The organism is Streptomyces chisholmiae (assembly GCF_031845445.1).
GTDB lineage: Bacteria > Actinomycetota > Actinomycetes > Streptomycetales > Streptomycetaceae > Streptomyces > Streptomyces chisholmiae.
In genome coordinates this window covers 290822-301041 of the sequence record NZ_JAVREO010000010.1, presented here as the reverse complement: position 1 = coordinate 301041, position 10220 = coordinate 290822, and the positions used below count along the sequence as shown (strand labels likewise).

Here is a 10220-nt window from a genome sequence, read left to right as displayed (position 1 = left end):
GCCCGCCCCCGCCCCCCGGCGCGCCGGGCTCGCCCAAGCCGGCCGTCTCGGCGACCGCGGGCGGCGAAGTCGCCTATGTGCCGCCCCAGATGGTCGACCCGGACGTGGTCGCCTCGCTGCGCGGCCCGGGCACGCCCCCGCCCCCCGGCGTGGGCACCCCGCCACCCCCCGGCGCCCCGCAGGGCCCGCCCCCGCCCCCCGGCGCCGCGGCCCCGCCCGGGCCTCCGCCGGGGGCGCCCGGCGGCCCGCTGGGCGCGCCCCCCGGCGCGCCGCACGCGCCGGCGCCCGGCGGCCAGCCCGGCGCGCCCGTTGGCACCCCGCCACCCGCCTCCTACGGCTACCCGCAGGAGCCGGTGCCCGCGGTCGGCTCCGGCTACATGGCCGTGCTCCGCTACCGCGCGCCGGACGGCTCGGAGCAGCAGCTGATCCGCCGCTCCGCGCCCGGCATGCCACATCCCGAGTGGCAGATCCTGCACGAGCTGCTCGCCATGCAGGTGCCGGCCCAGCAGGTGATCGAGCTGCACACCGAGCTGCAGTCCTGTGAGCTGCCCGGCGGCTATTGCGCCCGGATGATCCGGGAGACCTGGCCGCAGGTGCGGATCACGCACACCGCGCCCTACGGCACCGACTTCGCCTCCCGGCAGGCCGGGGTGCGTCATCTGGTGGAGCACCAGGACGAGTTGAAGAAGTTCGCCGACGGCCCGCAGCGGACCGCCCCGGTACGGGCGCCGCTGCCGCAGCAGCAGCCGGCGCCGGCGGTCGGGCTGGACGTGATCGGCCAGGAGCTGGCCGAGGCGTTCGGGCCGCAGCTGGTCTTCCGCTACGAGCCGCAGTTCGCCTCCCGGCAGGGGGTGCCGGAGATCGTGGCCAGCACCCTCAGCTGGAGCGGTCTGCCGGCCGAGATCGCGCCGTTCTTCTGGGCCAGGGCGCAGCCGGGGATGCCGGTGCCGACGCTGGCCGAGGTGGCGATGGAGCGCGGCGTGCAGCCGGCCGCCGACGCCGGCTCGTACCTCGTGGTGGGCAGCGACTTCGGGCGCCAGCTCTGCGTGCAGTACGGCACGGCGCACATCGTGGCGGTGCCGCTGGAGGCCGGCCCCGGCGGGCAGCCGGTGCCGCCGCAGTTCGTGAACGCCTCGCTGCCGCAGTTCGCCCGGTCCATGGCGCTGCTGGGGCGGATGTGGCGGCTGCGCTACGGGCTCACCTCGGAGCAGGCCGGCCGGTGGACCAGTGACTTCCAGGCGCAGCTGGCCTCGCTGGACCCGATGACGGTCGCCGACCCGGAGAGCTGGTGGTCCGTGCTCCTCGAACAGATGTGGGACGGCCTGCTGTAGCCACCCCGCTCAACGGTGGTGTGCGCCGGCGCGTGTCGCCCCCGGGACGCGCCGGCGCCACGAGCCCGTCTCCCGGGTTCCGGATGGCGTCCCCGGGTTTGGGGGATCATCTGGCTATGACGGCTTTCCGCACGGTCCGTGGTCGGGGGTACGCGCCGCGGCAGGTGGACCACGTCCTGGCCGAGCTGGGCCGGGAACGCGAGCAGGCGCTGCGCCGGCTGGCCGAGTTGGGCCGGTACGCCGAGGAGCTGGCCGCGCGGGCCGCCCGGCTGCGGGCGGAGGCGGCGGCGCTGCCGGCCCCCGACTTCGCCGTGCTGGGCGAGCGGGCCGAGCTGCTGTTGGCCGAGGTCGAGGCCGAGGCGGCCGGCGTCCGGGAGCTGGCCGAGGCGGACGCCGAGGTGCTGCTGCGGTCGGCCGCCGAGCACGGCGCGGCGCTCCGGGAGCGCGCGGCCAACGAGGCCGCGCGGGTGCGGGTGGCCGCCGAGCTGGCCGCCGAGCGCCGGCTGGCGGAGATCGCCGAGGCCGCCGAGGCGCGGCTGGAGCAGGAGCGGCAACGGGCCGCGCGGCTGCGCGGCCAGGCCGAGGCGACGCTGGCCGACGTGGTCAGGCACGCGGAGGCGCTGGTCGCCGAGCAGCGGACCAGGCAGCGGGCCAGCGGTCGGCTGGCCGAGGAGCGGCAGGCGGCGCGGGAGGCCGCGGTGGCCGCGCGGGTGCGGGAGCTGACGGAGCGGGCCGACGCCGCCTGGGAGCGGGCGCGCCGGGAGCTGGCGGACGCGGAGGCGGCGGCGCGGGCCCGCAACGAGGCGGCGGAGGCCCGGCGGGCCGAGCTGCTGGCGGACGCGGCGAAGCGGCAGCGCCGGATCGAGCAGGACGCGGAGCGGCTGGCCAGGGCGCAGGCCGAGCGGGCCGAGCAGGTGCGCGCCTATCTGGCGCATCTGCGGACCACGCTGGCCGCGTTGACCGGGCGGACCCCGGGCCAGCCGGCGGCCGGGGCCGCGCGGGAGGCCCCCGGGGCGGCCGGGCAGCCGCCGGAGCAGCGGGCCGCCGGGCCGGCGGAGTCCGCCGCCGAGGAGCGCGAGCACGGCTGACCGGGGCTGACACGGCGGGGCCGGCGGGGCGCGTGGGTATCCTGCGGACCATTCCCCGTTACGCGGAGTTCCCTGGTCCCCGCCCTGGCGTGCCCGGGTGGAGGCAGGTGGCACCGACCACACCGACCGAAGGACGCGATTCCCGTGAGCCCCAACCGTCCGGCAGCCATCATCGTTCTCGCAGCGGGTGAGGGGACCCGCATGAAGTCGGCGACGCCCAAGGTCCTGCACGAGCTGTGTGGCCGCTCCATGGTGGGCCACGTGGTGCTGGCCGCCGGGGAGCTGGCGCCCGAGCGGCTGGTGGTGGTGGTCGGGCACGGCCGGGAGCGGGTGGTCGCGCACCTGGCCGAGCTGGACACCGGGGTGCGCACCGCGGTGCAGACCGAGCAGCGCGGCACGGCACACGCGGTGCGCACCGCGCTGGCCGCGCTGGCCGCCGAGGACGGCGGGACGCCCGTCGGCACCGTGCTGGTGACCTGCGGCGACACCCCGCTGCAGACCGCCGCCACGCTGCGCGCGCTGGCCGAGCGGCACGCGTCGGAGAAGAACGCCGTGACGGTGCTGACCATGGAGCTGCCGGACGCCACCGGCTACGGCCGGGTGGTGCGGGAGCCGGACGGCTCGGTGACGGAGATCGTGGAGCACAAGGACGCCTCGCCGGCCGCGCTGGCGATCCGCGAGGTCAGCTCCGGGGTCTTCGCCTTCGACGGCGAGCTGCTGGTGGAGGCGTTGGACAAGGTCGGCACGGACAACAGCCAGGGTGAGGAGTACCTCCCCGACGTGCTGCGCATCCTGCGCGCGGCCGGCCACCGGGTGGGCGCCGAGCTGGCCGCCGACCCCAGGGAGCTGGTCGGCATCAACAACCGGGTGCAGCTGGCGCACGCCAGGCGGCTGCTCAACGACCGCCTGCTGGAGGCCGCGATGCTGTCCGGCGTGACGGTGGTGGACCCGGCGAGCACCTGGGTGGACGCCACGGTCACCTTCGAGCCGGACTCGGTGGTCCAGCCCGGCTGCCAGCTGCTGGGCGCGACCCACGTGGCGGCCGACGCCGAGGTGGGCCCGGGCACCCGGCTGCGGGACTGCACGGTGGGCGAGGGCGCCTCGGTGGTGCACACGGTGGCGGACACCGCGGTGATCGGCGCGGGCGCCAACGTCGGCCCTTACGCCTATCTCCGGCCGGGGACGCTGCTGGGCACGGACACCAAGATCGGCGGCTTTGTCGAGGTGAAGAACTCCACCCTCGGTACCGGGACGAAGGTGCCGCATCTGTCCTATGTGGGCGACGCCACCATCGGCGAGCACACCAACATTGGCGCGTCCAGCGTGGTGGTGAACTACGACGGTGAGGCAAAGCACCGCACCACGATCGGTTCGCACTGTCGAACGGGGGCGGACAATACCTTTGTGGCACCGGTCACGGTGGGAGACGGGACTTACACGGCGGCCGGCTCGGTGATCACCGTGGACGTTCCGCCGGGATCACTCGGGGTAGCCCGTGGCAAGCAGCGGAACGTGCCCGACTGGGTGGCCCGCAAGCGCCCTGGATCGGCCGCCGACCGCGCCGCCCAGGCTGCTCTAGCTGCGGCGGAGCCCGATCACGATCAGGACTGACGGGTTCGCGAGGGGCCCTCGACGGCGTACCGTAGGAGGGCCCCTTTGGGGTGAACGAGCGCCGTCCTCGCATGCCAAGGAGACTTAACGTGACCGGGATCAAGACGACCGGTGAGAAGAAACTGATGCTCTTCTCCGGCCGCGCCCACCCAGAGCTGGCGAAGGAGGTCGCCGCCGAATTGGGCGTGGGACTGGTCCCGACCAAGGCTCAGGACTTTGCCAACGGCGAGATCTATGTACGTTTCCAGGAGTCGGTGCGGGGTGCCGACTGTTTTCTGATGCAGAGTCACACGGCGCCGATCAATAAATGGATCATGGAGCAGTTGATCATGATCGACGCGCTGAAGCGGGCCTCGGCGCGGAGTATCTCGGTGATCATTCCGTTCTACGGTTATGCCCGGCAGGACAAGAAGCACCGCGGGCGGGAGCCCATCTCGGCCCGGCTGATGGCGGACCTGCTGAGCACCGCGGGCGCGCACCGGATCATCGCCATGGACCTGCACGCCGACCAGGTCCAGGGGTATTTCGACGGCCCGGTCGACCACCTCTTCGCGCTGCCGGTGCTGACCAACTACATCGGCGGCCGGGTGGACCGGGAGAAGCTCACGGTGGTCTCCCCCGACGCCGGCCGGGTCCGGGTCGCGGACCGCTGGGCCGACCGGCTGGGCGCGCCGCTGGCCATCGTGCACAAGCGCCGGGACCCGGACGTGGCCAACCAGGTCACCGTCCACGAGGTCGTCGGCGACGTGCGGGAGCGGGTCTGTGTGCTGGTCGACGACATGATCGACACCGGTGGCACCATCTGCGCCGCGGCGGACGCCCTCTTCGCCAACGGCGCGTCGGACGTGATCGTGGCCGCCACCCACGGCGTGCTCTCCGGTCCGGCCGCCGACCGGCTGAAGAACTCCCGGGTGAGCGAGTTCATCTTCACCAACTCGCTGCCCACCCCGAGCGAGGTGGCGCTGGACAAGATCACCGTGCTCTCGATGGCCCCGACCATCGCCAGGGCGGTCCGCGAGGTCTTCGAGGACGGCTCGGTCACCAGCCTCTTCGAGGGCGACGCCTGACCGACCGCGCCCCGTCCGGCCCGGCACCCCCGAGGTGCCGGGCCGGTGGCGTGCCACGGGCCGGTGCGGGGCCGGGGACGGGACCGCGGCGGGACCGGTGCGGGCGGCGGGGTAAAATCGTCCCCGTTGCTCGGCGAGGGAGGCCCCAGGGGCTTATCCGTTATCGACGCGCTCTTCGTGCAGGCCCGCCCTGGGCCGGGTGACCGACTGATGTTTCCGGCCCCCACACGAGGAGTGCAGCCATGGCAGACGTGAAGCTCAAGACCGAGGCCCGGTCCGAATTCGGCAAGGGCGCGGCCCGCCGGATCCGTCGCGAGGGCCGGGTCCCCGCGGTCGTCTACGGGCACGGCGGTGAGCCGGTGCACGTGACGCTGCCCGGCCACGAGCTGATGATGGCGCTCAAGACCTCCAACGTCCTGATCAACCTGGACATCGAGGGTCGCGAGGAGCTGGTGATCCCCAAGGCCGTCCAGCGCGAGGCGATCCGGGGCTTCCTGGTCCACATCGACCTGCTGGTGGTCAAGCGCGGCGAGCAGGTCAGCGTCGATGTCCCCGTGGTGACCGAGGGCGAGCTGGCCCCGGGCGGCGGCCTGCTGGAGCACGTGCTCAACAGCCTGCCGGTGGCCGCCGAGGCCACCAACATCCCGGAGTCGGTCACCGTCTCCGTCGCCGGCCTGTCCATCGGCGACGCGGTGCTGGCCAAGGACGTCCGGCTGCCGGCCGGCACCACGCTGGCCGTCGACCCCGACGAGGTCGTCGTCCAGGTGCTCCAGCCGCAGGGCGAGGAGCCGGCGGCCGAGCCCGCCGGCGAAGCGGCCGCCAGCTGACCCCGGCGACCCCGGTCGAGGGCGGGCCCACCCGGGCCCGCCCGACGGCGGAAGGACGTGAGGACTGATGAACGACGCCGCCCCAGCGACGACACCCGACGGGCCCTGGCTGATCGTCGGCCTGGGCAACCCAGGACCGAGCTACGCCGCCAACCGGCACAACGTCGGCTTCATGGTCGCCGACCTGCTGGCCGAGCGGCTGGGCGGCGGCTTCCGGTCGCACCGCGCCTCCCGGGCCATGGTGCTGGAGGGCCGCCTCGGCCCGCCCGGCGGCGGCGGCCCCCGGGTGGTGCTGGCCAAGCCCATGTCGTTCATGAACGTCTCCGGTGGCCCGGTCGGCGCGCTCTGCTCGTTCTACCGGGTGCCGCCGGACCGGCTGGTGGTGGTCCACGACGAGCTGGACATCGGCTACGGCGTGCTGCGGCTGAAGCGCGGCGGCGGTGACAACGGCCACAACGGGCTGAAGTCGATCACCTCGACGCTGGGCAAGGACTACTTCCGGGTCCGCTTCGGGGTCGGCCGGCCGCCCGGCCGGATGGAGGTCGCGGCCTTCGTGCTGCGGGACTTCAGCGCCGTGGAGCGGAAGGACCTCGACTACCACGTGGACCGCGCGGCCGACGCGGCCGCGGCGCTGGTCACCGAGGGGTTGGAGCGCGCGCAGAGCCAGTACAACGGCTGACCCGTCGGCCCCGCCGACCGCCGGGACTTGACCGAACGCGCTGCTTTGGCCAAGGATCTGCGCCATGTCAGCGACCCGGACCACCCGCCGCGGTGCCGCCCGCCGTGCCGGTGAGAGCGCCTTCGGGGCGCTGCTGCTGGGGCGCATCGCCCTCGCCGCACTGCTCACGGCTGCCCTGCTCGCCGGCGGCGCCTGGGCCTCCTGGGACACCGTGCGCCATCTGATCGGCTCCGGCGCCGAGCAGGGCTCCGTCACCCTGCTGCGCTGCGAACGGGACGGCTGCACCGGGGTGTTCACGCCTCCGGGCGAGACGGTGGTGCTGGAGCAGCGGCTGGCCCGCGGCGCGGACGACACCTTCGACGCCGTCCGCCTGCCCGACGGCACCGAGGTGGTCCGCTCCGACACCGCCGGCGCGCTCTACGCGGTGGCGCCGTTCTCCGGCGCCCTGCTGCTCGGCGCCGTGGTCGTGGCCGGCGGGCTGCGCCGCTACCGCGTCGCCTGGATCATGGCCGGCCTGGCGCTGGCCCACCTGCTGGTGACCTTCCTGCTCTGGATCTGACCGGCGCCCCCGGGGCCCCGCCGGCCGGCGGGAACCCCGGGAACGGCCCGGGCTCAGCCGGTGTTGCGCAGCCCCGCGGCCACGCCGTTCACCGTCAGCAGCAGGGCGCGGGAGAGCAGTTGGTCCGGCTCCTCGCCGCGCTTGGCCGCCGCGCGCTGCCGGTCCAGCAGGGTCACCTGGAGGTAGGAGATCGGGTCCAGGTAGGCGTCCCTGATCCGCAGCGTCCGCTGGAGCGCCGGGTTGGCGTCCAGCAGCTCACCCTCCCCCGTGACCCGCAGCACCTCGGCGACGGTCCGCTCGTGCTCGGCGGTGATGGTGTCGAAGACGTGCCGCAGCTCGTCCGGCACCAGGGTGTCCACGTAGTGCCTGGCGATCCGCAGGTCCGTCTTGGCCAGCGTCATCTCGACGTTGGAGAGGAAGTTGCGGAAGAAGTGCCAGTGCTCGAAGGCCTCCGTCAGCACCTCCTCCAGGCCGGCCTCGCGGGCCGCCCTCAGACCCGAGCCGACGCCGAACCAGCCGGGCACGATCTGCCGGGACTGCGTCCAGCCGAAGACCCACGGGATGGCCCGCAGCCCGTCCAGCCCCGCACCGGTGTCCGGCCGCCGGGAGGGACGCGAGCCCAGGTGCAGCTCGGCCAGCTGGTCGACCGGGGTGGCGGCGAAGAAGTACGCCGGCAGGTCCGGGTCCTCCACCAGGTCGCGGTAGACGGCGTGCGCGGCCTCCGAGACGGTGTCCATCGCCGCGTCCCACCGGGCCAGCGCCTGGCTGGACTGCCGGGGCGCGGTGTGCAGCGCGGACGCCTGGAGGGTGGCGGAGACCGTCAGCTCCAGGTTCTCCCGGGCGAGCGCCGGCACCAGGTACTTGTCCGAGATCACCTCGCCCTGCTCGGTGACCTTGATCTCGCCCTCCAGCGTGCCCCAGGGCTGCGCCAGGATCGCGTCGTGGGTCGGCCCGCCGCCCCGGCCGACCGTGCCGCCCCGGCCGTGGAAGAGCCGCAGCCGCACGCCGTGCCGGTGCGCCACGTCGCGCAGCCGGCGCTGGGCGCGGTGGATCTCCCACTGCGAGGTGGTGATGCCGCCGAACTTCGAGGAGTCGCTGTAGCCGAGCATGACCTCCTGGACGTCGTCCCGCAGCGAGACCAGCCGCCGGTAGGAGGGGTCGGCCAGCATCGCGTCCAGCAGCTCGTCCGCGATCCGCAGCTCGTCCGTCGTCTCCAGCAGCGGGACGATGCCGATCCTGGCCCAGCCGGCGTGCAGGTCGATCAGCCCGGCCTCCCGGGCCAGCACGGCGGCGGCGAACACGTCGTCCGCGCCCTGGCACATGGAGATGATGTACGACTCGATCACCTCGGGCCCGAAGGTGTCCAGCGCCCGGCGCACCGTCGCGAAGACGCCCAGCGTCTTGGCGCCGGCGGCGTCCAGCGGCGCCGGGGTCGGGGCCAGCGGGCGGCGCGAACGCAGCTCCCTGGCCAGCAGCTTGGCCCGGTACTCGCGCGGCATGTCCGCGTACCGCCAGGACTCCTCGCCCAGCCGGTCGAAGAGCTGGCCGAGCGCGTAGTGGTGCGCGTCGGCGTGCTCGCGGACGTCCATGGTGGCCAGCTGGAGGCCGAACGCGGCGATGGTGCGCATCAGCCGCTCCACCCGGCCGCCGGCGATCAGCTCACCACGGTGCGCCCGGAGCGAGTCCCGCACCAGGGCCAGGTCGGTGAGCAGCCCCTCGGTGCCCAGGTAGTCGCGGCCCGGGGTGTGCGGGGCGTCGGCGGCCAGCCGGGCGCGGGTGTTGAGCAGCTTCTGCCGGATGCAGGTGACCTTCAGCCGGTACGGCTCCTCGGCGTTGAGCCGCTTGTAGCGCGGGGTGATCTCGGGCAGCAGCTCCAGGTCCCGGCGGAGCGAGGCCAGCAGCTCCTCGCTGGCGCCGGAGTTGCGGATCGAGTTGGAGAGCGCGCTGCGCAGCTCGTCGATGTGCCCGAGGGCGCTCTCGATGCCGTGCTCGTGCTGGAGCAGCAGCACGTCCCAGGTGACCGAGGGGGTGACGTTCGGGTTGCCGTCCCGGTCCCCGCCGATCCAGGTGCCGAAGGTCAACGGGCGTGCCTCGGTGGGCAGTTCGACGCCCGCCCGGTCCAGCTCGGCGGACAGGTCCTCCAGCACGTCGCCGACCGCGCCGGCGTGCAGCTCGTCCAGGTAGTAGACGGCGTTCCTGGCCTCGTCGGTGGGCTCCGGGCGAGTGACCCGCAGCTCGTCGGTCTGCCAGATCAGGTCGATGCTCTCGGCCAGCCGCAGGTCGGTGCGGCGCCGGTCGCCGCCGTCCTCCGCCTCGTGCCGGTCCAGCAGCTCGGCGATCTTGCGCAGCTTGGTCAGCACCGAACGCCGGGCGGCCTCCGTCGGGTGCGCGGTGAAGACCGGGCGCACCCCGAGCGCGGCCACGGTGGCCCGCAGGTGGTCCGGATCGGCGTCCTTGAGCATGTCGGCGGTGCGGGTGAGCACGCCGCCCTCGGCGGCCCGCCGCTCCCGCAACTCGCGCCCCCGGTGCACCTGCTCGGTGACGTTGGCCAGGTGGAAGTAGATGGAGAAGGCGCGCACCAGCTTGGCCGCCGTCGCCAGGTCGGTCGAGGCCAGCAACTCGGCGGCGGCCTCCCCGTCGCTCCTGGTCAGCGCCCGGACGCGCTCGACCAGTTCGAGCAGGTCGGGGCTGTCCTGCCGCACCAGCGTCTCGCCCAACAGGTCGCCCAGTCGGCGGATGTCGGCGCGCAGCGCGCTACTGCTCTCCGGCGCGCCCTTGGCGTCCGGGATCTCGGTGTGGCCGGCGGTCTCGGACGGGGACCGGCGGCTCGGGCTGTCGGGACTGCTCACGGATGCGGCTCCTCGCAGCTGACTGGTCTGGCAGGTCTAGGGCACATAGCGGACCGCGCTGTCCGACCATCCCATGGTAGTGAGCCCTCCCCGCGGCTCCTTCACCTCTTGGCGACTTCCCCAGCACGACGCTTGTGGCACCGGATGAACTGCGATAGTTACGTAGGCGTAGGTTACGGCTCCGTAGGTTGCGCGACGCGGTTTCCCCC

The 10220-nt window shown here is 74.1% G+C and carries 8 protein-coding genes; 7 read left to right on the top strand and 1 reads right to left on the bottom strand.

Annotated features, from left to right (window positions below; translation table 11 throughout):
- The 7 genes from RM844_RS18840 to RM844_RS18810 all read left to right on the top strand — a co-directional run.
- On the top strand, positions 1-1331 hold a 1331-nt coding region (locus RM844_RS18840; protein ID WP_311668426.1), incomplete at its 5' end, for an SUKH-4 family immunity protein.
- A 116-nt stretch (positions 1332-1447) separates the two neighbouring features.
- Positions 1448-2419: a cellulose-binding protein gene (locus RM844_RS18835; protein ID WP_311668425.1), complete on the top strand. Its 972-nt coding sequence runs from the start codon at positions 1448-1450 to the stop codon at positions 2417-2419.
- Positions 2420-2563: 144 nt separating this feature from the next.
- Entirely contained in the window at positions 2564-4030 is a 1467-nt protein-coding gene (gene glmU / locus RM844_RS18830; protein ID WP_311668424.1) for a bifunctional UDP-N-acetylglucosamine diphosphorylase/glucosamine-1-phosphate N-acetyltransferase GlmU, read from the top strand.
- Positions 4031-4119: 89 nt separating this feature from the next.
- On the top strand, positions 4120-5097 hold the full coding sequence (locus RM844_RS18825; protein WP_311668423.1) for a ribose-phosphate diphosphokinase: 978 nt from the start codon (positions 4120-4122) through the stop codon (positions 5095-5097).
- A 242-nt stretch (positions 5098-5339) separates the two neighbouring features.
- Positions 5340-5924 carry a 50S ribosomal protein L25/general stress protein Ctc gene (locus RM844_RS18820; RefSeq protein ID WP_311668422.1) on the top strand — a complete coding sequence of 195 codons (585 nt, stop codon included), beginning with the start codon at positions 5340-5342 and terminating at the stop codon, positions 5922-5924.
- A gap of 67 nt (positions 5925-5991) precedes the next feature.
- Entirely contained in the window at positions 5992-6603 is a 612-nt protein-coding gene (gene pth, locus RM844_RS18815) for an aminoacyl-tRNA hydrolase (protein WP_311668421.1), read from the top strand.
- Between the two features lie 64 nt (positions 6604-6667).
- Complete coding sequence (locus RM844_RS18810) at positions 6668-7162, top strand: hypothetical protein (RefSeq protein ID WP_311668420.1); 495 nt, start codon at positions 6668-6670, stop codon at positions 7160-7162.
- Between the two features lie 53 nt (positions 7163-7215).
- On the opposite strand, the gene ppc is transcribed toward RM844_RS18810, so the two are convergent.
- Positions 7216-10011 carry a phosphoenolpyruvate carboxylase gene (gene ppc / locus RM844_RS18805; RefSeq protein ID WP_394814543.1) on the bottom strand — a complete coding sequence of 932 codons (2796 nt, stop codon included), beginning with the start codon at positions 10009-10011 and terminating at the stop codon, positions 7216-7218.
- Between the last annotated feature and the right edge of the window lie 209 nt (positions 10012-10220).

Coding starts and splice junctions, on each gene's coding strand:
- RM844_RS18835 (WP_311668425.1), top strand. CDS start 1,448: ATGACGGCTTTCCGCACGGTCCGTGGTCGGGGGTACGCGCCGCGGCAG.
- RM844_RS18820 (WP_311668422.1), top strand. CDS start 5,340: ATGGCAGACGTGAAGCTCAAGACCGAGGCCCGGTCCGAATTCGGCAAG.
- pth (WP_311668421.1), top strand. CDS start 5,992: ATGAACGACGCCGCCCCAGCGACGACACCCGACGGGCCCTGGCTGATC.
- RM844_RS18810 (WP_311668420.1), top strand. CDS start 6,668: ATGTCAGCGACCCGGACCACCCGCCGCGGTGCCGCCCGCCGTGCCGGT.